The organism is Bradyrhizobium sp. 215_C5_N1_1 (assembly GCF_052075935.1).
GTDB classification, from domain to species: domain Bacteria; phylum Pseudomonadota; class Alphaproteobacteria; order Rhizobiales; family Xanthobacteraceae; genus Bradyrhizobium; species Bradyrhizobium barranii.
Map to the genome: position 1 here is coordinate 65994 of NZ_CP197228.1, position 22390 is coordinate 88383.

Annotated in this window: 19 protein-coding genes and 1 pseudogene; 11 read left to right on the forward strand and 9 right to left on the reverse strand. The window is 64.2% G+C overall.

What is annotated here, in order from left to right; translation table 11 throughout:
• Together rpsO and pnp are read left to right on the forward strand one after the other, a co-directional pair.
• Nucleotides 1-270: a 30S ribosomal protein S15 gene (gene rpsO / locus AB7G19_RS00280; RefSeq protein ID WP_008131787.1), complete on the forward strand. Its 270-nt coding sequence runs from the start codon at nt 1-3 to the stop codon at nt 268-270.
• Nucleotides 271-645: 375 nt separating this feature from the next.
• The gene (gene pnp, locus AB7G19_RS00285) at nt 646-2802 is read left to right on the forward strand and encodes a polyribonucleotide nucleotidyltransferase (RefSeq protein ID WP_085405047.1); all 2157 of its coding nucleotides are present in this window, start codon (nt 646-648) and stop codon (nt 2800-2802) included.
• A 76-nt stretch (nt 2803-2878) separates the two neighbouring features.
• On the opposite strand, the gene katG is transcribed toward pnp, so the two are convergent.
• Nucleotides 2879-5044 (reverse strand): catalase/peroxidase HPI, encoded by a 2166-nt coding sequence (gene katG, locus AB7G19_RS00290; protein WP_085405046.1) that lies wholly within the window; start codon nt 5042-5044, stop codon nt 2879-2881.
• 114 nt (nt 5045-5158) lie between these two features.
• On the opposite strand from katG, the gene AB7G19_RS00295 reads away from it, so the two are divergent.
• The 5 genes from AB7G19_RS00295 (at nt 5159) to AB7G19_RS00315 (ending at nt 9090) form a co-directional block, all read left to right on the forward strand.
• A complete protein-coding gene (locus AB7G19_RS00295; RefSeq protein WP_028150571.1) occupies nt 5159-6085 on the forward strand; it encodes a hydrogen peroxide-inducible genes activator in 927 nt (308 codons plus the stop codon).
• 77 nt (nt 6086-6162) lie between these two features.
• The gene (locus AB7G19_RS00300) at nt 6163-6627 is read left to right on the forward strand and encodes a GNAT family N-acetyltransferase (RefSeq protein ID WP_085405045.1); all 465 of its coding nucleotides are present in this window, start codon (nt 6163-6165) and stop codon (nt 6625-6627) included.
• A 111-nt stretch (nt 6628-6738) separates the two neighbouring features.
• The gene (locus AB7G19_RS00305; RefSeq protein WP_441267659.1) at nt 6739-7554 is read left to right on the forward strand and encodes a hypothetical protein; all 816 of its coding nucleotides are present in this window, start codon (nt 6739-6741) and stop codon (nt 7552-7554) included.
• 19 nt (nt 7555-7573) lie between these two features.
• A complete protein-coding gene (locus AB7G19_RS00310; RefSeq protein WP_441267660.1) occupies nt 7574-8377 on the forward strand; it encodes a hypothetical protein in 804 nt (267 codons plus the stop codon).
• A gap of 116 nt (nt 8378-8493) precedes the next feature.
• Complete coding sequence (locus AB7G19_RS00315; RefSeq protein ID WP_085405042.1) at nt 8494-9090, forward strand: glutathione S-transferase family protein; 597 nt, start codon at nt 8494-8496, stop codon at nt 9088-9090.
• Nucleotides 9091-9194: 104 nt separating this feature from the next.
• On the opposite strand, the gene fabI is transcribed toward AB7G19_RS00315, so the two are convergent.
• The 3 genes from fabI to fabA form a co-directional block, all read right to left on the reverse strand.
• Nucleotides 9195-9995: an enoyl-ACP reductase FabI gene (gene fabI, locus AB7G19_RS00320; RefSeq protein WP_085405041.1), complete on the reverse strand. Its 801-nt coding sequence runs from the start codon at nt 9993-9995 to the stop codon at nt 9195-9197.
• A gap of 139 nt (nt 9996-10134) precedes the next feature.
• Entirely contained in the window at nt 10135-11358 is a 1224-nt protein-coding gene (gene fabB / locus AB7G19_RS00325; protein ID WP_071908918.1) for a beta-ketoacyl-ACP synthase I, read from the reverse strand.
• Nucleotides 11359-11400: 42 nt separating this feature from the next.
• The gene (gene fabA, locus AB7G19_RS00330) at nt 11401-11922 is read right to left on the reverse strand and encodes a bifunctional 3-hydroxydecanoyl-ACP dehydratase/trans-2-decenoyl-ACP isomerase (protein WP_063980149.1); all 522 of its coding nucleotides are present in this window, start codon (nt 11920-11922) and stop codon (nt 11401-11403) included.
• 352 nt (nt 11923-12274) lie between these two features.
• Between fabA and irrA the strand changes: the two genes are divergently transcribed.
• Complete coding sequence (gene irrA, locus AB7G19_RS00335) at nt 12275-12766, forward strand: iron response transcriptional regulator IrrA (RefSeq protein ID WP_063980150.1); 492 nt, start codon at nt 12275-12277, stop codon at nt 12764-12766.
• 182 nt (nt 12767-12948) lie between these two features.
• On the opposite strand, the gene AB7G19_RS00340 is transcribed toward irrA, so the two are convergent.
• Nucleotides 12949-13479, reverse strand: coding sequence for an SH3 domain-containing protein (locus AB7G19_RS00340; RefSeq protein WP_085405040.1), 531 nt, complete (start codon nt 13477-13479; stop codon nt 12949-12951).
• A 312-nt stretch (nt 13480-13791) separates the two neighbouring features.
• Here AB7G19_RS00340 and AB7G19_RS00345 point away from each other — a divergent pair, with 312 nt between their 5' ends.
• Nucleotides 13792-14793 carry a 2-hydroxyacid dehydrogenase gene (locus AB7G19_RS00345; RefSeq protein WP_028149823.1) on the forward strand — a complete coding sequence of 334 codons (1002 nt, stop codon included), beginning with the start codon at nt 13792-13794 and terminating at the stop codon, nt 14791-14793.
• Nucleotides 14794-14929: 136 nt separating this feature from the next.
• Here AB7G19_RS00345 and AB7G19_RS00350 read toward each other — a convergent pair.
• Nucleotides 14930-15842, reverse strand: a pseudogene (locus AB7G19_RS00350) (LysR family transcriptional regulator).
• Between the two features lie 120 nt (nt 15843-15962).
• On the opposite strand from AB7G19_RS00350, the gene AB7G19_RS00355 reads away from it, so the two are divergent.
• Entirely contained in the window at nt 15963-16970 is a 1008-nt protein-coding gene (locus tag AB7G19_RS00355; protein WP_085405039.1) for an aldo/keto reductase, read from the forward strand.
• A gap of 9 nt (nt 16971-16979) precedes the next feature.
• On the opposite strand, the gene AB7G19_RS00360 is transcribed toward AB7G19_RS00355, so the two are convergent.
• Nucleotides 16980-17783: a HesA/MoeB/ThiF family protein gene (locus AB7G19_RS00360; protein WP_039155124.1), complete on the reverse strand. Its 804-nt coding sequence runs from the start codon at nt 17781-17783 to the stop codon at nt 16980-16982.
• Between the two features lie 126 nt (nt 17784-17909).
• On the opposite strand from AB7G19_RS00360, the gene AB7G19_RS00365 reads away from it, so the two are divergent.
• Entirely contained in the window at nt 17910-19268 is a 1359-nt protein-coding gene (locus AB7G19_RS00365; RefSeq protein WP_085405038.1) for a serine protease, read from the forward strand.
• An 87-nt stretch (nt 19269-19355) separates the two neighbouring features.
• Here AB7G19_RS00365 and AB7G19_RS00370 read toward each other — a convergent pair whose 3' ends face one another.
• Both AB7G19_RS00370 and ggt read right to left on the reverse strand, forming a co-directional pair.
• Nucleotides 19356-20324 carry a sensor histidine kinase gene (locus AB7G19_RS00370; protein WP_245344268.1) on the reverse strand — a complete coding sequence of 323 codons (969 nt, stop codon included), beginning with the start codon at nt 20322-20324 and terminating at the stop codon, nt 19356-19358.
• Between the two features lie 372 nt (nt 20325-20696).
• Nucleotides 20697-22376 (reverse strand): gamma-glutamyltransferase, encoded by a 1680-nt coding sequence (gene ggt, locus AB7G19_RS00375; protein WP_441267661.1) that lies wholly within the window; start codon nt 22374-22376, stop codon nt 20697-20699.
• Nucleotides 22377-22390: the final 14 nt, after the last annotated feature.

Below are 22390 nucleotides of genomic sequence, written 5' to 3' on the forward strand. Positions count from 1 at the left end.
ATGTCGATTGCCGCAGAACGCAAAGCGGAAGTCATCAAGACGAATGCCAACAAGGCCGGCGACACCGGCTCGCCGGAGGTTCAGGTCGCGATCCTGTCGGAACGCATCAACAACCTCACCAACCATTTCAAGACCCACGTGAAGGACAACCATTCGCGTCGCGGCCTCTTGAAGCTGGTTTCGACCCGCCGCTCGCTGCTCGACTACCTCAAGAAGAGGGACGAGGCGCGTTACAAGGCGCTGCTCGAGAAGCACAACATTCGTCGTTAAGTGTTCCTGCGCGCGCCACTGGCGCGCGTTTTCGTGCGCGGTTTCGAGCGAAAGCGTTTGTTTAAAGGTTTTTGATCGAGGCTGCGTGCGCGTCGGGTGCGAGCCGTTGACGGCTAGCACCCGGGCACGATGGGCGAGGACCGCAATCCGGTGTTCGCGTTCGTGCCGACTGACAGTCCAGCAGCAATCCGGCGGCTGGGCACAACGGGCAAGGCGCCCGTATGACCCGAAAGGATGGACGCCATCCGAAATCCGAAAACCATGGCAGGATCGCAGGACGCTGATCGCCCGCTTCGATCAACGTCCCGCAATCTTGCGCATGGTTTTTGTTTTTCGGGCCGTCCTTCTTTCGAGAACCCATGAAAGAAGACATCTATGTTCAATAAGCATTCAGTCGAGATCGACTGGGGTGGACGCCCTCTCAAGCTCGAAACCGGCAAGATCGCACGTCAGGCCGACGGCGCCGTCGTCGCCACCTATGGCGAGACCGTGGTGCTCGCCACCGTCGTCGCGGCGAAGGCGCCGCGCGAAGGCGTCGACTTCCTGCCGCTGACGGTCGACTACCAGGAGAAGACCTACGCAGCCGGCCGCATTCCCGGCGGCTATTTCAAGCGCGAGGGTCGTCCGACCGAGAAGGAGACGCTGGTCTCCCGCCTGATCGACCGTCCGATCCGTCCGCTGTTCGTCGACGGCTGGCGCAACGAGACCCAGGTGATCGTCACCGTGCTGTCGCACGACATGGAGAACGATCCCGATATCGTGGCGCTGGTGGCCTCATCGGCTGCGCTGACCCTGTCCGGCGCGCCCTTCAAGGGCCCGATCGGCGCAGCGCGCGTCGGCTTCGCCAATGACGAGTTCATCCTCAACCCGACGCTCGACGAGATGGTCGACACCCAGCTCGACCTCGTCGTCGCCGGCACCGCCGACGCCGTGCTGATGGTGGAATCGGAAGCCAAGGAGCTCAACGAAGAGGTGATGCTCGGCGCCGTGATGTTCGGTCACCGCCACTTCCAGCCGGTGATCAACGCGATCATCGAGCTGGCCGAGAAGGCTGCCAAGGAGCCGCGCGAAGTCACCGTCATCGACAATTCGGCGCTCGAGAAGGAAATGCTCGGCCTCGTCGAGCAGGAGCTGCGCGCCGCCTATGCCATTCCGATCAAGCAGGATCGCTACGCCGCGGTCGGCAAGGTCAAGGAAAAGGTGATCGCTCACTACTTCCCCGAAGGCCAGGAGCCGAAATACGACAAGCTGCGCATCGGCGGCGTGTTCAAGGAGCTGGAAGCGAAGATCGTTCGCTGGAACATCCTCGACACCGGCAAGCGCATCGACGGCCGCGATTCCAAGACCGTGCGCAACATCATCGCCGAAGTCGGCGTGCTGCCCCGTGCCCACGGCTCGGCGCTGTTCACCCGCGGCGAGACCCAGGCGCTGGTCGTGACCACGCTCGGCACCGGCGAGGACGAGCAGTACATCGACGCGCTGTCCGGAACGTACAAAGAGACGTTCCTGCTGCACTACAACTTCCCTCCCTACTCGGTCGGTGAGACCGGCCGCCTCGGCGGCACCAAGCGTCGCGAGATCGGCCACGGCAAGCTCGCCTGGCGCGCGATCCACCCGGTGCTGCCGCCGCATCACGAGTTCCCCTACACCACGCGCGTGGTGTCGGAGATCACCGAGTCGAACGGCTCGTCCTCGATGGCTTCGGTCTGCGGCGCTTCGCTGGCGCTGATGGATGCCGGCGTGCCGTTGAAGCGGCCGACCGCGGGCATCGCGATGGGCCTGATCCTCGAAGACAAGCGCTTCGCGGTTCTCTCGGACATCCTCGGTGACGAGGACCATCTCGGCGACATGGACTTCAAGGTCGCCGGTACCGAGCAAGGCATCACCTCGCTCCAGATGGACATCAAGATCGAGGGCATCACCGAAGAGATCATGAAGGTGGCGCTCGGTCAGGCCAAGGATGGCCGTATCCACATCCTCGGTGAAATGGCCAAGGCGCTCACCAACGCCCGCGCCGAGCTCGGCGAGTACGCGCCGCGCATCGAGACCTTCAAGATCGCCACCGACAAGATCCGCGAAGTGATCGGCACCGGCGGCAAGGTGATCCGCGAGATCGTCGAGAAGACCGGCGCCAAAGTCAACATCGAGGACGACGGCACCGTGAAGGTCGCCTCCTCCGATGGCGAGGCGATGAAGGCCGCGATCAAGTGGATCAAGTCGATCGCCTCCGATCCGGAAGTCGGCCAGATCTATGACGGCACCGTCGTCAAGGTGATGGAGTTCGGCGCCTTCGTGAACTTCTTCGGTTCCAAGGACGGCCTCGTCCACATCAGCCAGCTCGCTTCGGCGCGCGTGCAGAAGACCTCCGACGTCGTCAAGGAAGGCGACAAGGTCAAGGTCAAGCTGCTCGGCTTCGACGACCGCGGCAAGACCCGGCTGTCGATGAAGGTGGTCGACCAGACCACCGGCGAAGACCTCGAAGGCAAGGGCGGCGACGGCGAGAAGACCCCGCGCGAAGCCGCCGGCGAGTAATCGATCCGCACATCAGAAACACGAAGGGCGGCCTCGCGGCCGCCCTTTTTGTTTGTCGCTTGCTTAAGCCCGGGGATCAGGCCGCGAGGTCGTACCGGTCGAGGTTCATCACCTTGGTCCAGGCCTTGGCGAAGTCCTGCACGAACTGCTGCTTGGCGTCCGACGAGGCATAGACCTCGGCGAAGGCGCGGAGCTGCGAGTGCGCACCGAAGATCAGGTCGGCGCGCGTGCCGGTCCACTTCACCGCGTTGGTCTTGCGGTCGCGGGCCTCGTAGGTGCCGTCAGCCGCCGGCGTCCACTGCGCGCTCATGTCGAGCAGGTTGATGAAGAAGTCGTTGCTCAGCGTTCCGACCTTCGAGGTCAAGACGCCGTGCTTCGAACCGCCCGCATTGGCGCCGAGCACACGCAGACCGCCGACGAGCGCGGTCAGCTCGGGACCGGACAGCTTCAGCAGCTGCGCGCGATCGACAAGAGCTTCCTCCTGCTGCAGGAACTGATGCTTCTTGCCGACGTAGTTGCGGAAGCCATCGGCCCGCGGCTCCAGCGGGGCGAAGGATTCCGCGTCGGTCTGCTCCTGCGAAGCATCCATGCGGCCCGGCGTGAAGCCAAGCTTCACGTCAACGCCGGCATCCTTCGCGGCCTTCTCGACCGCGGCAGAACCGCCGAGGACGATGAGGTCGGCGAGCGAGACCTTCTTCGCACCTGCCGATGCGTTGAAGTCCTTCTGGATCGCTTCGAGCTTGCCGAGAACCTTGGAGAGCTGAGCCGGCTGGTTCACCTCCCAATCCTTCTGCGGGGCCAGACGGATGCGCGCGCCGTTGGCGCCGCCGCGCTTGTCGGAGCCGCGGAACGTCGAAGCCGACGCCCAGGCGGTCGAGACCAGCTCGGAGACCGAGAGGCCCGAAGCCAGTATCTTGGTCTTCAGCGCAGCGATGTCCTGGTCGCCGACCAGCTCGTGGTTCACCTTCGGAATCGGATCCTGCCAGATCAGCGTTTCCTTCGGCACCAGCGGGCCGAGATAGCGCTGAATCGGACCCATATCGCGGTGGGTGAGCTTGAACCAGGCGCGGGCAAAGGCGTCCGCGAACTGATCCGGGTTTTCGAAGAAGCGACGCGAGATCTTCTCGTAGGCCGGATCGAGACGCAGCGAGAGGTCGGTCGTCAGCATCGTCGGCCGGTGCTTCTTCGACTTGTCGAAGGCATCAGGAATGATCGCGTCGGCACCCTTGGCCGTCCACTGATTCGCACCGCCCGGGCTCTTCGTCAGCTCCCATTCGTACTTGAACAGGTTCTCGAAGAAGTTGTTGCTCCACTTCGTCGGCGTCGTCGTCCATGTCACCTCGATACCGCTGGTGATGGAATCGCCCGCCTGGCCGGAAGCGTACTTGCTCTTCCAGCCGAGGCCCTGATCCTCGAGCGCGCCCGCTTCCGGCTCCGGACCGACCAGCGACGGATCGCCCGCGCCGTGGGTCTTGCCGAAGGTGTGGCCGCCGGCGATCAGCGCGACGGTTTCCTCGTCGTTCATCGCCATGCGGGCGAACGTCTCGCGGATGTCCTTGGCCGCGGCGACCGGGTCAGGCTTGCCGTTCGGGCCTTCCGGATTGACGTAGATCAGGCCCATCTGCACCGCGCCGAGCGGCTCGGCGAGCTGGCGTTCGCCGCTGTAGCGCTCGTCGCCCAGCCACGTGCCTTCAGGACCCCAATAGAGCTCTTCCGGCTCCCACACGTCGGCGCGGCCGCCGGCGAAGCCGAAGGTCTTGAAGCCCATCGATTCCAGCGCGACGTTGCCGGCGAGCACCATCAGATCGGCCCAGGAGATCTTGCGGCCGTATTTCTGCTTGATCGGCCAGAGCAGACGGCGCGCCTTGTCGAGATTGGCGTTGTCGGGCCAGCTGTTCAGCGGTGCGAAACGCTGCTGACCGGCACCGGCGCCACCGCGGCCGTCCGTGGTGCGATAGGTGCCCGCGCTGTGCCAGGCCATGCGGATCATGAGGCCGCCATAGTGGCCGAAATCGGCAGGCCACCATTCCTGCGAGTCCGTCATCAGAGCCGTCAGGTCCTTGATGACGGCATTCAGGTCGAGCGACTTGAACTCCTTGGCATAGTCGAACTCCTTGCCCATCGGGTCGGACAGGGTCGAATTCTTGTGCAGCATCTCGATGCTGAGCTGGGTCGGCCACCAGTCGCGGTTCACGCGCGTGGGTTTTCCGCCCGAAAACGGGCACTTCGAAGTGTCATCCATGAATACCTCCTCTGGTGGCGTCGAACTCGCGCCTTTGACCAGGTAGAATTACTCTAGGCTTCGCATTCGATCAGGGGAAGTTGACTTTAATGATCGCTGCGATAGGATTTTCTGATGGCCAACGTGACGATGCGCCAGCTCAGATATTTCGACGCGCTGGCGCGTCACGGCCATTTCGGCCGCGCGGCGGAGGCAAGCTCGATCTCCCAGCCGGCCCTGTCGATGCAGATCAAGGAACTGGAGGAGGCGCTCGGCGGCCTGCTGCTGGAGCGCAGCGCCCGGCAGGTGGCGCTGACCCGGTTCGGCGAGGAGCTCGCACCGCGCGTCCGCGACATCCTGCGCTCGGTCGATGAGCTCGGCGATTTCGCGCGCGCGTCACAGGACCGGTTTGCGGGCCGGCTGCGGATCGGCATGATCCCGACGATCGCGCCCTATCTGCTGCCGAAGATCACCAAGAATCTCACGCGCATGCATCCGGAGCTCGACATCCGCGTGCGCGAGACGATGACGCCGCGGCTGATCCAGGAACTGGTGGAAGGCCGGCTCGACACCGCCATCGTCGCACTGCCGGTGTCCGAGCCTTCGCTCACCGAGGTCGCGCTGTTCGACGAGAAATTCCTGCTGGTGCGGCCGGGCTCCGACGAAGGCACGCCGGTGCCATCGCGCGAGATGATGCGCGAGATGCGGCTGCTGCTGCTCGAAGAGGGGCACTGCTTCCGCGATCAGGCGCTGTCGTTCTGCAACATGCAATCGGCGCCGCCGCGCGAGATGCTGGATGCGAATTCGCTGTCGACGCTGGTCCAGATGGTCAGCGCCGGCATCGGCGTCACCTTGATCCCGGAAATGGCGGTGTCGGTGGAGACGCGATCGGCCTCGGTCTCGCTGTCGCGCTTCCGCGATCCCGAGCCCTCGCGCACCATCGGCATGGTCTGGCGCAAGACCAGCCCGCTGGCGCGGCAGCTGCTGCAGATCTCCGAGGTGGTGTGCCTGTCGGCCGGCAAGGCGCGCCCGCGGCAAGCCACGCGCGGCCAACGTGGGTAGGCGGGAATTTTCCTGAATAGCCGGGATCACTCAAGCGAGCCCCCGCGCAAGGCGGGCAGATCGAACTGAGAGCGCCAATGTCTGATCCCGTCATCCGCCCCGCCCGCGCCGACGAATATGACGAGATCGGTCGCGTCTGGATGGAAAGCTGGGTCTCGACCGGCCTCGCCGAGGCGAGTGAGTTCCTGTTGGCAAATCTGCGCGCGCGCATCAGGCGCGAGATCGAGAACGGCTGGAGCCTGTTCGTCGCCGACGACAACGGCACGATCGCCGCCATGCTGGCGCTGCATCTGCCAAAACTCTATCTCGACATGCTGTTCGTCGGCCCTGCCTATCAGGGGCAATCGCTCGGGCGGAAGCTGCTGGCCTTCACGCGCACGCAAATGCCCGACGAGATGTACCTGCGCTGCGTGCGCGAGAACGAGAAAGCCTGGCGCTGGTACGAGCGCGAAGGGTTTGTATTCGAGAAGGAAGAGATCGAGCCGTCGAATGGGTTCGTGATGAAGTATTATCGGTGGAGGCGGCCGCGGCTCACCGGATAGACAGCGATCCCGGGCTGCAGCTTGCGGTTGTCACGATCCCACCCTAGTGTGGCGTATCCGATGACCTCCCGCCTCTGATCCTTGGAATCCATGTTTCGACTTGCTGCCCCGGTGCTCATCCTGCTGTCCTTCCTGACTTCGGCAGCAGCGCAAACCCCTCCCGCAACCACCGCTCCCGCCGCTCAGACCACACCACAGGCAAAGCCGACAGCCAAGAAAGCGACGACGAAGCCGAAGGCGACAGCCAAGCCTGCGGAGCCGGCGACTGCCGGTCCTTGCGGCGTCGGCGTGATTGCGGGGACCGGGGACATCTTTGTCGTCCAGAAGATCGGTCTGACCGTGTTCGGCAACGACTATGCAGAAGTCCCGGTATCCTGGGGCCTTGACGATCTTGTCTTTGCCCGGGTGCGGGCCGCAGCAGGCAACACGCCGGTGCGACGGATCACTTACGCCAAGGGCGCGCTCGATTCCTACTATCACCCCAAATCCGGCCTGTTCCGCAATCGGCGCGAAGAGCTGTCGAACCTGATCCGACAGGTCGCGGGCAATGCCGGTTGCGAGCGCTATCTCGTCGTCATGCGCAGCGAAGGACAGCTTGACGGGACCAATCAGTCGCTCAGCGGCGTCGGCATCTTCAGCCGGGGCGTTGGTCTCATCTCATATGCATATGTCTTCGCCTATATCGGCGTGACATGGGTCGATGGCCGCACCTTCGAAATCATGAAGGGCCCCGCCGTAACGTTCGAAGGTGTCATGAAGCATATGGCAGACAACTTCGTTTCGAACGAACTTCTGCAGATGGTGGACAAGTCCATGTTTCCGGAGACGGCCGCGGACGCCGCCAGCAACACCGCCCTGCGCGATACCACCCGCGACTTCCTGACCAAACGGCTGGACAAGATCTTGCCGCCGTATTTCGCGCAATAAGGCGCGTTGGCGTACGACGATGAATCTGCTTGCCGCCGCATTGGTATCATACGCGCTGCTGTCGCCGACAGGCGGGCAGGTGCAACCGGCGCCAAAGCCGGAAGTGGTCAAGCCCGCGATCAAGAAACCGGCAGGCGTCAAGCCAAGCGGACCGGTTGAAAGCGGCCCGTGCCAAATCGGCGTGATACCGGTCGGCGGTGACCTATTCGTGGTCGAGAAGTTCGGGCCTTTCACGTTCATGGACAAACGTGCGCGGGTCTCGATTGCGGCGTGGGCGCTCGACGACCTCGTCGTCTCGCGCGTTCGCGCCGCTGCGTCCGGCAGTTCCGTGAAGAGAATTCCCTACACCGTCGAAGAGCTCAAGTCCGGTGGTCGCGAAAAGCAGCATCCGTTTTTTTACAGCGCAGCGACCGACATCGGAAACTTCGTTCGCTTCCTCGCGCCCAAACTGCGGTGTGAGCGCTACATCGTCGTCCACCGGAATCACGGAACGCATCGGGAATCCGGCATCGGTATCTCACAATACCCTTACGGTGGGCCAGTCCATCTCTTCGCGATGATGTACATCCGGGTCTATGACGGTACCACCTTCGCGTTGATCAAGGAGGCACCCGCCTTGATGACCGAGGACACGTACGTGGAGCGCTTGCTGCACAATCCGCTCGGCGGTCCGTCGAGCGAGCTGGATCACGCGATGTTTCCGGAGAAGCCGGCGGACGCAGTCAACAACCCGGTGCTGCGCGACGGGGTACGCACGATGCTGACGAAGAGTCTCGACAAGACGCTGCCGGCCCTGCTGCAACGTCCGTCGCCGTCACGTTGACCAAGATATCGCTCGCAGAACGGCGCATCCATCTAGGCATAGTGCGTTGCGCATCGGGCGCAAACACGCAATGAATCTGCCCTCGCCCGCCGTTACGCCAATGGAAAGTTCTCGCCATGATCAAGCTCTATTGGTCGCCCCGTTCGCGCTCGTTCACGACGCTCTGGCTGATGGAAGAGAGCGGCCTGCCCTATGAGCGCGTGCTGACCGACATCTCGACCGGCGCGCAGAAGGCGCCGGATTTCCTCAAGGTCAATCCGATGGGCAAGGTGCCGGCGCTCGCCGACGGCGATGCCGCGCTCGGCGAGGCCGCCGCGATCTGCGCCTACATCGCCGACCGCTATCCCGAAGCGAAGCTCGCGCCCGCGGTAACCGATCCGCGTCGTGCGCGCTATCTGCAATGGCTGTTCTTTTCGCCAGGCTGCATCGAGCCTGCCATCATCCAGATCTTCACCAAGATCGAGATCCCGACCTCGACCGCGGCCTGGGGCAGCGCCACGCAGGTGTTCGACGTGCTGGAAGCTGCGCTCGCGAAGGGACCGTGGATCCTCGGCGAGGAATTTTCGGCAGCCGACATCACGGTCGGCTCCGGCCTGAACTTCGCCGTCCGCCTGTTCAAGATGGTGCCGTCCCGCCCGGCCTTCGATGCCTATCTCGCGCGCTGCATGGCGCGGCCGGCGTTCCAGAGCGCGGAGAAGATCGCGGCGGGATAAACCAACTCTCGTAGGGTGGGCAAAGCGGAGCGTGCCCACCACCTCTGCGCGATCGGGGAGAAATGGTGGGCACGGCGCAAGTGCGCCTTTGCCCACCCTACGAACTACTCTGACGATTTCAGGTCGTCCGGCCTCGGCATCAGGATGACGTTGTAGCCGGAATCGACATAGTGGATCTCGCCGGTCACGCCGCCGGAGAGATCCGACAACAGATACAGCGCCGAGCCGCCGAGCTCGTCGAGCGTGACGCCGCGGCGGAGCGGCGAATGTTTCTGCATGAAGCCGAACATCGCACGCGCCTCGCCGATGCCCGAGCCGGCGAGCGTACGGATGGGGCCTGCGGAGATGGCGTTGACGCGGATGCCGCGCGGTCCGAAATCGGAGGCGAGGTAGCGCACGGAAGCTTCCAGCGCCGCCTTGGCGACACCCATCACGTTGTAGTTCGGCATCGCGCGCTCAGAGGCGCCGAAGGTCAGCGTGATCATGCTGCCGCCCTCCGTCATCAGCTCGGCGGCGCGTTTTGCGACCTCAGTGAACGAGAAGCAGGAGATCACCATGGTGCGCGAAAAATTCTCGCGGCTGGTGTCGGCGTAGCGGCCCTTCAGCTCGTTCTTGTCGGCAAAGCCGATGGCGTGGATGACGAAATCGAGCTTGCCCCATTTCTCGCGCAGCACGGCGAAGGTCGTATCAACGCTGGCAATGTCCTCGACGTCGCAAGGCAGCACCAATTCCACGCCGAGCTGCTCCGCCAATGGCTTGACGCGCTTGCCCAGCGCCTCGCCCTGGAAGGTGAAGGCAAGCTCGGCACCGTGGGCATGCAGCGCCTTCGCCATGCCCCAGGCGATCGAATGATCATTGGCGATGCCCATGATCAGACCGCGCTTGCCTTTCATCAGTCCTTCCATCTCGCAATTACTCTCCGCTCTCCGTCATGGCCGGGCTTGTCCCGGGCATCCACGTTCTTCCGCAACCGGTAGCAAAGACGTGGATGGCCGGGACGAGCCCGGCCATGACGAAAAAACTATCAGTGCGTCCGCAATGACGTCACACATCCAGCCGGCTGAACACCAGCGTGGCGTTGGTGCCGCCGAAGCCGAAGGAGTTCGACAGCACGGTGCCGATCTTGACGTTGTCGATGCGCTTGCGCACGATCGGCATGTCGGCGAACACGGGATCGAGCTCCTGGATGTGAGCGCTCTCGCAGATGAAGCCGTTGTTCATCATCAGCAGCGAGTAGATCGCCTCCTGCACACCGGTTGCGCCCAGCGAGTGACCGGTCAGCGCCTTGGTCGCCGAGATCGGCGGGCACTTCTCGCCGGCACCGAACACGCGACGGAGCGCGTCGATCTCCGGCGGATCGCCGGCCGGCGTCGAGGTCGCGTGCGGATTGATGTAATCGACCTTGGTCTTCACCGTCGACATCGCCATGCGCATGCAGCGCTCGGCGCCTTCACCGGAGGGCGCGACCATGTCGTAGCCGTCCGACGTCGCGCCGTAGCCGACGATCTCGCCGTAAATGCGCGCGCCGCGCGCCTTGGCATGTTCAAGCTCTTCCAGCACCAGCACGCCGGCGCCGCCGGCAATGACGAAGCCGTCGCGGTTGACGTCATAGGGACGCGAGGCGGTGGCGGGCGTATCGTTGTACTTCGACGACATCGCGCCCATGGCGTCGAACAGCACCGAGAGCGACCAGTCCAGCTCCTCGCAGCCGCCGGCGAAAATGATGTCCTGCTTGCCGATCTGGATCGTCTCGTAGGCGTTGCCGACGCAATGGTTCGACGTCGCGCAGGCCGAGGAGATCGAATAGTTCACGCCCTTGATCTTGAACCAGGTCGCGAGCGTCGCGGAGGCCGTGGACGACATCGCCTTCGGCACGGCAAACGGTCCGACGCGCTTCGGCCCCTTGGTGCGGGTGATGTCGGCGGATTCGACGATAGTGCGTGCCGACGGGCCGCCGGAACCCATGATGATGCCGGTGCGGATGTTGGAGATTTCTTCGGGCGACAGACCGGAATCCTGGATCGCCTGCTCCATCGCGATGTGATTCCACCCCGCGCCCTGGCCGAGGAAGCGCATCGCACGCCGGTCGACGACCGTCGCAGGATCGATCGTCGGCGCACCTTGCACCTGCGAACGGAAACCGAGTTCGGCATATTTTTCAGCCCGCGAAATACCTGACTTCGCCTCGTGAAGGCTCGCAAGCACTTCCTGGGTGTTGTTTCCGATGGACGAGACGATACCCATCCCGGTGACCACAACCCGCCTCATGACAGCCTCGCCTAAATCGTTGTCTTTCTTGATGTGATGCGCTCAGCCCAGGCTCACGCCCTGCTTGAACAGGCCGACCTTCAGATCCTTCGCGCGATAGATAATCTGGTCATCGACCGAAAGCCATCCGTCGGCGATGCCGAGCACCAGCTTTGAACGCATCACGCGCTTGATATCGATGTTGTACACAACCTTACGGGCCTCGGGCAGCACCTGGCCGCTGAACTTCAGCTCGTTCAGGCCAAGCGCGCGGCCGCGCCCTTCACCGCCGCTCCAGCCCAAATAGAAGCCGACCATTTGCCACAGCGCATCGAGGCCGAGGCAGCCGGGCATGACGGGATCGTTCTTGAAGTGGCAGCCGAAGAACCAGAGGTCGGGCTTCACGTCGAGCTCGGCCCGCACCATTCCCTTGCCGAACTCCCCGCCATTGTCGTTGATTTCCGCGATGCGGTCGAACATGAGCATCGGCGGCAGCGGCAGCTGGGCATTGCCCGGGCCGAACATTTCGCCGCGGCCACATGCCAGCAGATCTTCGTATTCGTAGCCGTTGCGCCTGTTCAGCATGCGGAAGCCTCTGTTCAAATCCCGATTGAGCGGCGTTTCTGGCGAAAATGGGCCCCGTTTCGTTCGGAAAGCCGCGCCAATTCCCGTCATCAGGCGCGGCTGCCACGAGCCAGGATGGACTGCGGGCCGGGCCTCAATGCCCGGCTGCGCCATAATCGGCCAAGCGGAACCGCGGGCTCTCTAACACAGGCATTTCGGGTGGCAAAGCGATCTCATGAAGGTAAAGTGACCACCTGCTCGCCCGGTTCCACTTCTCATTAGAACCTCTCTAGTTGCGAGAAACTTGCATCTGCATCTATCTGTCCATATATTGCATATAGATGCAGTGTCCACGCGTGCCCGAAATCTGGAAATGAGCGAGAATCCCGCGCCCCATCACGACGACGACGTCCATTCCGCCGCCCTCCTGTCCGGCCGCCAGCCGGCCTTGACCGGCTGCCCGTGGCACGACGTCAACGAAATGCTCCAGTCCGCGGGGCTTCGTCCGACGCGCCAGCGCATGGCGCTCGGCTGGCTCCTGTTCGGCAAGGGTGCTCGCCACCTCACGGCTGAAATGCTCTACGAGGAGGCGACGCTGGCCAAGGTGCCGGTGTCGCTCGCGACCGTCTATAACACGCTGAACCAGCTGACCGATGCCGGCTTGCTGCGCCAGGTCAGCGTCGACGGTACCAAGACCTATTTCGACACCAACGTCACCACCCACCACCATTATTACCTCGAGAACAGCCACGAGCTAGTCGATATCGAGGATCCGCATCTGGCGCTGTCCAAGATGCCGGAGGTGCCCGAGGGTTACGAGATCGCGCGCATCGACATGGTCGTGCGCCTGCGCAAGAAGCGCTGAGATCGATCCAAAGCTGCTGAATTTGTCGTCATGGCCGGGCTTGTCCCGGCCATCCCCGTTTTTGGGCTAGGTGCAGAAGTCCGTGGATGCCCGGGACATAGGCGAGCGGAAGCGACGCCGTCCTTCGGACGGCTATGCCCGGGCATGACGTCGGGGCGACAGTTTGCTCTTCTGCCCGACCGTCAGTTCACCTGCTCGTCCGAATAGACGCCCCAGAGGCGCTCCTGCTGGATCCAGCCGTCAAAGCCGTTGCCGGTGACGCGACACCAGTTTGCAGTGCACTTCTTGACCTGCGTGACGACGCCGGCCTGGAGCTTGGCCGCAACCGCGCTGTCAGGATCGGCCCGGTCGTAGATCGGCGCGAGCTCGTCCTTGTGCTTCATGGTGACGACCGCGGTACGGCGGCCCGACAACAGCGAATGATAGACCCAGCCCTCGGCGCCTTCGGAATCGCGCACCCGGCGCCAGTTCTCGAACTCGGCGGTGATTTCGACCGGCAGGCCGGCGCGGGTGTAGACCCAGGCCACGTCATTGTCCTTGGTCGGGCCGGCGCGGACGTTCACGTGATCCGATTTGAGGCTGACATAACGCGGCACCGGCAGGCCGCTCGCGGTCTGGGGGGTGCTGTCCTTCGCCGAATGCCCGGGGCTGACCAAGGCGCTCAACCAGGTGCAAACGAGCGCCATCACCGAACAAAAACGCCCCAACGCCATCAACCCGTCTCCTGTCGAGGGCCCCGCCACGCCGGGCCCTCACCCCAAATTCCGAACCTGCCGCGCAAGCCTATCTCCCGTGTTCCCGAAGCCTTAACCCGTGGTTCTTGTCTTGGCCCGGCCTTCTGCTAGAGAGGACGGACACTTGAACAACCAGTTTGCCCCGATTTTCCGGTCGGAAATGTCGGGAGAGCTTGAAGGAAGCGCCGGGGACGACACGGCCAAGGCAGTGTCGAACAACCGGGTTAATGAGGCCTCAACGGCCGGCCTTTGGTAACAGAGGCGGCTTGCGGCGCCTCATGAGGGCATGACATGTCGGTGAAGAAAAAGCCCCTCGTGGTGGTAACGCGCAAGCTGCCGGACTCGATCGAGACCCGGATGCGCGAGCTGTTCGACGCGCGGATCAATCTCGAGGACACACCGATGTCGGCCGAGCAGATCGCTGAGGCCGCGCGCACCGCCGACGTGCTGGTTCCGACCGTCACCGACCACATCACCGCCGACATCGTCAACCAGCCCGACTGCAAGCTCCGCCTGATCGCCAATTTCGGCAACGGCGTCGACAACATCGACGTCGAGGCCGCGCATGCCCGCGGCATCACCGTCACCAACACGCCAAAGGTTCTGACCGAAGACACCGCCGACATGACCATGGCGCTGATCCTGGCCGTACCTCGGCGGATGATCGAAGGCGCCTCGATCCTGACCGAAGGAAAGCCCTGGCCCGGTTGGTCGCCGACCTGGATGCTCGGCCACCGCATCGGCGGCAAGCGTCTCGGCATCATCGGCATGGGCCGCATCGGCCAGGCGGTCGCGCGCCGCGCCCGCGCCTTCGGGCTCCAGATCCACTACCACAACCGCCGCCCGGTGGCGCCGAAGATCGCCGAAGAGCTTGGCGCGACCTATTGGGAAAGCCTCGACCAGATGCTGGCGCGGATGGACATCATCTCGGTGAACTGTCCGCACACGCCGGCGACCTATCATCTGCTGTCGGCGCGGCGGCTGAAGCTGATCCGCAAGGACGCCTACATCGTCAACACCGCGCGCGGCGAGGTGACCGACGAGGACACGCTGATCAAGCTGATCGAGGGCGGCGAGATCGGCGGCGCCGGCCTCGACGTCTACGAGCACGAGCCTGCGGTCAATCCAAAGCTGGTGCGGCTCGCCAAGGCCGGCAAGGTGACGCTGCTGCCGCATATGGGCTCGGCCACGATCGAGGGCCGCGTCGAGATGGGCGAGAAGGTGATCATCAACATCCGCACCTTCCTCGACGCGCACAAGCCGCCGGATCGCGTGCTGCCGAGCATGCTCTGAGTTTCCAACCGACTGCGTGACAAGCCTTCCGTCCTCATCCTGAGGAGCCGCGAAGCGGCGTCTCGAAGGATGGCCGCGGGCGAGAGCCGGGCCTGCATGGTTCGAGACGCGCGTTCCGCGCTCCTCACCATGAGGATCAACTGTCTCCGCTCGTCCTACGCTTCCGCCAATCCGCGACGAAATCGATGAACGCGCGTAGCGCGGGCGGCGTCTGGCGCCGGCTCGGATAGTACAGGAACGGGCCCGGAAACGGCTCGCACCAATCTTCCATCAAGCTGACCAGCGCGCCGGACGTCACTGCGTCATGGACGTAGCCATCGAGCGTCGCCCAGATGCCGGCGCCGTCGAGCGCAGCCCGCATGGCAAGGCCCATGTTGGTCGAGATCAGCTTTGCCGGCGGATCGACTTTCACGATCTGGCCAGCCTTCTCGAACTCCAGATCATGCATGACACCGCTCGAGTAGCGGGCGCGGATGCAATCATGGTCGAGCAGATCTTTCGGATGCTTCGGCGTGCCGCGGCGCGCGATGTACGCAGGCGATGCGACGACGACATAGCTCTGCTGACCGCTCAGCGGGATCGCCACCATGTCCTGCGCGAGGTGCTCGCCATAACGCACGCCGGCATCGTAGCCGGCGCTGACGATGTCGACGAAGCCGCTTTCGGAAACGATGTCGAGATCGACCTGCGGGTAGGTCGCAAGGAACGGCCCGACCATCGGCGCCAGCACGAGGTCCACCGCCGGCGGCGGCGCGTTGATGCGCAGGCGGCCCGAAGCCACCTCGCGCAGGCCGCGGACCTGATCCAGGGCATCGCCGACGTCGCAGCGCCGGAGCGATGCGGGACAGCAGCAGCTCGCCCGCCTCGGTCAGTGCGACGCTGCGGGTGGTGCGGTTCATCAGGCGGACGCCAAGGCGCTCCTCCAGGTCCCGCAGCCGCTGGCTAAGGCTCGACACCGACACGCGAATTTCAATCGCCGCACGCCGGAAATTGCGGGTGCGGGCAACCGCCACGAAGACGTCGAGATCACGCAGATCGGGCTCGGCCATTGTTCGTTATGATGAACAAGCCATTCTGGATTGTCCAGCTTATCGGCCTAATCGGTCAGGCGCATATCTGGCCTCGTCACGCGGCACAATCAGCCTGCCGCCTTTTCGAGGAGAACCATCATGGAACAGCGCAAACTCGGTTCAACCGGCCCGACCGTCTCCGCCCTTGGTCTCGGCTGCATGGGCATGTCGGAGGTCTATGGCCCCGCCGACCGCGGCGAAAGCATCGCCACGGTCCGTTCGGCGCTCGATGCCGGCATCACACTGCTGGACACCGGCGATTTCTACGCCATGGGCCACAATGAAATGCTGGTGCGCGAGGCCCTGAAGGATGTGTCGCGCGACAAGGTGCAGATCAGCGTGAAGTTCGGCGCGCTGCGCGGTCCCGCCGGCGAATTCTCCGGCATGGACACAAGGCCAGCCGCGACCAAAAACTTCCTGGCTTATTCGCTGCAGCGCCTCGGCACCGATTACATCGACATCTACCGTCCGGCGCGTCTCGATCCCAACGTTCCCATCGAGGAGACGATCGGCGGCCTCGCCGATCTCGTGAAGGCCGGCTACATCAGGCATATCGGCCTGTCCGAGGTGGGCTCCGACACCATCCGCCGCGCGCACGCCGTGCATCCGATCGCCGATCTCCAGATCGAATATTCGTTGATCGAGCGCGGCATCGAACGCGACATCCTCAACACCTGCCGTGAGCTCGGCATCGGCATCACGGCCTACGGCGTGCTGGCGCGCGGCCTGATCAGCGGCCATTGGTCGAAGGACTCCGGCAAGACCGGCAGGGATTACCGGCTGATGACGCCGCGCTTCCAGGGCGCAAATCTCGACGCCAATCTCGCGCTGGTGGAATCCCTGCGGGCGATCGCCACAGAGATCGGCGCAACGCCGGCGCAGGTCGCAATCGCCTGGGTGGCGGCTCAAGGCAAGGAGATCGTGCCGCTGGTCGGCGCACGCACCCGCAACCGTCTCACCGAAGCGCTCGGCGCGGCGAAGGTAACGCTGACGCCGGCGCATCTTGCGGCGCTTGCAAAAGCATTTCCGCCCGACATCGCTTCCGGCACACGCTACGCGGCCGAGCAGATGGCGCATCTCGACAGCGAGAAGCCAGCCACGCGGTAGCGGCGGCGATCAGGTGCGATGGGCGCTGAGATCGGTGATCACAGGCCCATCGCCGTTGAGCGGATTGGCCGGATCGCGCGCGTAGCGCAGCGTCTCGAAGCGCATCGCGCGCGCATCGATCATCAGAAGGCGGCCGACGAGGCCGTCGCCGAAGCCGACGATCTCGCGGATCGCCTCCAGCGCCATCATCGAGCCCATCACGCCCGCAAGCGCGCCCATGACGCCGGCCTCCGCGCAGGCCGGCACCGTGCCGGGCGGCGGCGCTTCCGGAAACAGGCAGCGATAGGTCGGATTGAACACGCCCTGCTCGTTCTTCTCATGCGCGCGGATGGTGGTGAGCGAGCCGTCGAACGTACCGAGCGCCGCCGTGATCAGCGGCCGCTTCGCGAAGAAGCAGGCATCTGAGACCAGATAACGCGTCGAGAAATTGTCGGAGCCGTCGAGCACGAGATCGTAGTCTCCGATCATGCTCAGCGCATTATCGGCATTGAGCCAGGTGGCATGGCCGACGAAGCGGACATGCGGATTGAGCGCGGAGATCCGCTCGGCCGCGCTCTCGACCTTGTGCCGGCCGATATCGGGCGTCGTATGGATCACCTGGCGCTGGAGGTTTGACAGCGAGACCACGTCGTCATCGACCACGCCGAGCGTGCCGACGCCGGCGGCCGCCAGATACATCAGCGCGGGCGCGCCGAGCCCGCCGGCGCCGATCACCAGCACGGAGGCCCGCTTCAGCGCAGCCTGGCCCGGCCCGCCGACGTCGCGCAGCACGATATGCCGGGCATAGCGTTCAAGTTCGTCCGGGCTCAGCATCGTCGTCCTTCGTACCTCTCGCCCCTCGTGGTGAGGCGGCGCAACACCTGAACCACCCCGACATTGTTCGCGACCAACGAGATGTGCTTCAATGGTAGCACGTTCAATGGGCTGGCTGGATTTGTCATGAGATCGATGCTTGCGGCAACACTGATGTTTGCGGCTGCCACAGGCGCGAGCGCCCAGATGACGGCGCCAGAGATCCCCGGCACCAAGCCGAAGCCGGTCCAGACCGTGCCGATCCGACCTCCCGCACTGCAGACGCCGTCAGCGACGGCCGATGCGATGGCGCAGGCGGAACGGCTGTCGCTCCAGTCCGACCTCGCCTGGGTCGGCCAATATAACGGCGCCATCACCGGCGACGTCAGCGCGCGCATGGTCGAGGCGATCAAGGAGTATCAGAAGGCCAAGGGCGGCAAGCCGACCGGCGTGCTCAATCCGCAGGAGCGCGCCGCGCTCGCCGAGATCGCGCGGCGGAAGCAGGAGAGCGTCGGCTGGAAGATCGTGATGGAGCCGACCAGCGGCGCCCGGCTCGGTATCCCCGGCAAATTGGTGCCGCAGCAGGCGACCGATGCCAACGGCTCGAAATGGACTTCGCCGACCGGCACGGTGCAGGTGCTGCTGAGCCGCCGCAAGGAAGCCAACCCGACCACGGCGAAACTCGCCGAGCTGGAGAAGGAGCCGTCGGGGCGCAAGGTCGACTACACCGTGGTGAAGCCCGACTTCTTCGTACTGTCGGGATTGCAGGGCCTCAAGAAATTCTACGTGCGAGGCACCTTTAAGGGCGACGAAGTCCGCACCATGACGATCCTCTACGACCAGGCGACCGAGAATACCGTCGAGCCGGTGGTGATCGCGATGTCGAGCGCGTTCAATGCGTTTCCGACGGGACCGCAGGCCGGGCCGCCGCCGCGCAAGACCGTCGAATACGGCACCGGCATCGTCGTTAGCGACGACGGCGCGATTGTCACGGACCGCCTCGTCACCGATAGCTGTCTCGCGATCACCATTGCCGGCCATGGCAACGCCGACCGTCTCGCCGAGGATAAGGAGCACGATCTCGCACTCCTGCACATTTACGGCGCGCGCGGCCTGAAGCCGCTCAGCCTCACCGGCGGCACAGCGAAGACGAGTGTCGACGTCATCGGCATTGCCGATCCGCAGAGCCAGGGCGGAGCCGCGGGCGTGTCGAGCCTCAAGGGCGCGCTGGCGCCGGTCACAGCAAGCGATTCCGCGCTTTCCCCTCCTCCGGCGGTCGGCTTCTCCGGCAGCCCGGCCATCGACGGCGACGGCAAGTTCGCCGGCGTCGCGCTGTTGAAGCCGGCGATGGTCGCGGGGCCCGCGACATCGGTGCCGGCGTCGCAGGCGGTGATGGTGTCTGCAGAAGCGGTGCGTAATTTCCTGAAGGCGAACGATGTCACGGCGAACGGCACGTCGACGGATGCGAAGGCGGCCGTCGTCCGCGTGATCTGCGTGCGGAAGTAGGCGAGAGAGAATAACACTTCTCTCGTGTCCCGGACGCGGTGCGGAACGCAATGCCTCTCCGTTGAGCCACGCAGCTCCTGCACGGTCTCACGTGCTCTTTGGCGAAGGTCCCAGATTTTCGAGGGGCGCGGTCAGCCTGCATGTAAGCCCGGCTGCGCCATACGAAACGTCAACGGAACCGCTGAAATCGTCCTTCAGCACCCGGGAAATCAGCCTGGAGCCAAAGCCTGTGCCGACGGGTTTCGATACGGATGGACCGCCAATCTCCTGCCAGACAAAGACAAATTTTGACTCGCCATCCTGAGCCTCGGCTGACCATGTAATCGATACGCAGCCTCCCGCTACGGTCAGAGCGCCGTACTTCGAAGCGTTGGTCGCGAGCTCGTGGAGCGCCAATGACAGAGCCAGCGCTTGTCGAGATTTCACGACGAGTGGAGGACCCGAGACGATGAAGCGGCCTTCGCCTGTCCGATAAGGTGCAAGAGCAGTGCCGATCACATCGTGGAGTGGCGCGGCCGCCCAATTTGATGCGGTCAGCAGGTCCTGCGCTCGTCCAAACGCGCCGAGCCGTGCCTGGTACTTTTCGAGATCGGCTTTGCTCGTCGGGTCGCGAAATGTCTGGGCAGCTACCGCGCTCAACACTGCAAGCGTGTTCTTGACGCGATGCTTCAGCTCCTCATTGATGAGGTTCAGCGCTTCCCTTGCCATATGCTCGGACGTGACATCCCTGCAGACGACAAGCACGCCGCCCACCTTGCCTTCAAGATCAATTGGACCAAAGCTGTACGTCCACCAAACGTCCTCGCGGCGGCCGTGACGAGTCACCGGCACCAGCTGGTCCTCATTCCAGGTCGCCCCCTTGCCCGACATGACGTACTCGATCTGGGGACCAATGATGTCCCAGATCTCAGCCCAACACTCACGGCCGCGCGCCCCCAAAGCGCTTGGGTGCCTTTCCGGCCCCATCGTCTCCCGGTATGCATCGTTGTAGAACTGGATGAGTTCTGGTCCCCACCAAATGAACATCGGGTGCCGCGAGGTGAGAACGAGCCGCACTGTAACTCGAAGACTTTGGGGCCAAGTTTCCGGAGAGCCCACGGATGTACTCGACCAGTCAAACGCTCGCGTCAAAGCGCCCATCTCGCCGCCGCCAGCCAGGAAGTCGCCGCTTATATCGCCGCCCATACGCACAGCCTTACTCAGACGCTGATCGACGAGCCTGCCGCCAGTGTTCCGCACCCTACATTGCCGAGCTTTTGCCGTCATCTGCGCGGATCGGGCCGCATAGGCGACATCTGCCTCGCACCGAAAAATACCGCGGAGGTTCGAAAACCGCGAACCGCTGGATTTGCGGTCGCGACACCTGCAGCGATTGGACGACGTCAGTTGGACAAGAGGTACGAGCGCACCGTCCTTGTGAATGCGCGGTCAACCCAACCTGAATCTGACACCACTGCGCGCAAGCCCTCCAGAGATCCCGACCGGCGTGCCGTCCGCGCGCCAGCAGGCGGCGCCGGTCATGGTGCCGTCGTCGTGGAAGGCAATGCCGTTCATGCCGCCCGCCACCGTCGCGACGGGCTGCACCTTGTGGCCGAGGACCGCAAGCTTCGCGCGCACGGCCTCCGGCACCTTCTGCTCGACTTCGAGCGCGTTGCCTTCGGTCCAGATGCGCGGCGCCTCGACCGCTTCCTGCAGGCTCATGCCGTGGTCGATCAGATTGACCAGCGCCTGCATCGCGCTGGGGAAGATGCGTTTTCCCCCGGGCAGGCCGAGCGCATAGCGCAGCTTGCCGTCGCGCAGCGCCATCATCGGCGACATCGAGGTGGTGACGCGCTTGCCCGGCGCCAGTGACAGCGCGTGGCCGGGGCGCGGATCGAACAGGTTCATGTAGTTGTTGGCGATGGCGCCCAGGCCCGGGATCATGATCTTGGCGCCAAAGAGATTGTTGATGGTCTGCGTGGTCGCGACGACGTTACCAAACGCGTCCGCCGCGGTCATGTGCGTGGTGTGCGCGCCTTCGAGTTGCGAGACGCCGGCGCCCCAGGCCTGCGCCCGCGCCGGATCGATGGCACGGCGGCGTTCCTCGGCATAGGCCTTCGACGTCAGCCGCTCCACGGGGACGCCGACATAATCCGGACCGCCGCTGGCCGCGGCGCGATCGGCGAAGGCGATCTTCAGAACTTCGGCGAGATAGTGGATCGTCTCCGGCGTGCCGAAGCCGAGATCTCCGATGTCATAGCCCTCCAGAATGTTCAGCATCTGCGCGATGTGGACGCCGGAGGCCGCGGGCGGCGGCGGGCCAAGGATGGTCCAACCGCGATAGTCGGCGCGGATCGGTTGCCGTTCGACGGTCTTGTAGCCGGTGAGATCGTTGCGGCGGATGAAGCCGCCAGCCTTCTCCATGTAGTCGACGAGGATGTCACCAAGCGGCCCCTCGTAGAACGCGGTCTCGCCGTGGTCGGCGATGGTGCGGAGCGTCGCGGCATATTCGGCCTGCACCACGCGTTCGCCGACCTTGAGCGGCTCGCCATCAGGCAAATAGATCGCCGCAATCGGCTTGTCCTTGCGCATCTCGGCGGCGCTCTCGCTGATGCATTCGTGCAAATACGGCGTCGCCGCATAGCCGCGCGCGGCATGCTTGATCGCGGGCTGCATGACGTCGGCGAGGCTCATGGTGCCGAAGCGGCGCAGCGTCTCGCACCAGGCTTTCAGCGAGCCCGGCGTGGCGACCGCCTTCGGGCCGTTGAGATTCTCGTTGCCGACGGTGTCGAACACGTCATGCGCCGCGCCCGGCGCGGAGGTAAAGCTGGTGTCACGCACCGCCGCAGGCACGGTGCTCTGGCCGTCGATGAAGCGGTGGCTGCCGTCAGCCAGACGTATATGCGCCATACCGCCGCCGATGATGCCGACCATCATCGGCTCGACCACGGTCAGCGTGAACAGGGTCGCGATCGCGGCGTCGATGGCGTTGCCGCCCGCGGCCAGCATCTCGGCGCCGGCGCTGGAGGCCAGTGGATGGTTGCTGACCACCATGCCGCGGCTCGAGACCGCCGGCATCTTCTGGCATTCAAAGGTCGTTGCCGTCCGGTCGCGCCAGTTTCCGCCCATGCCGCCTGCCCCTT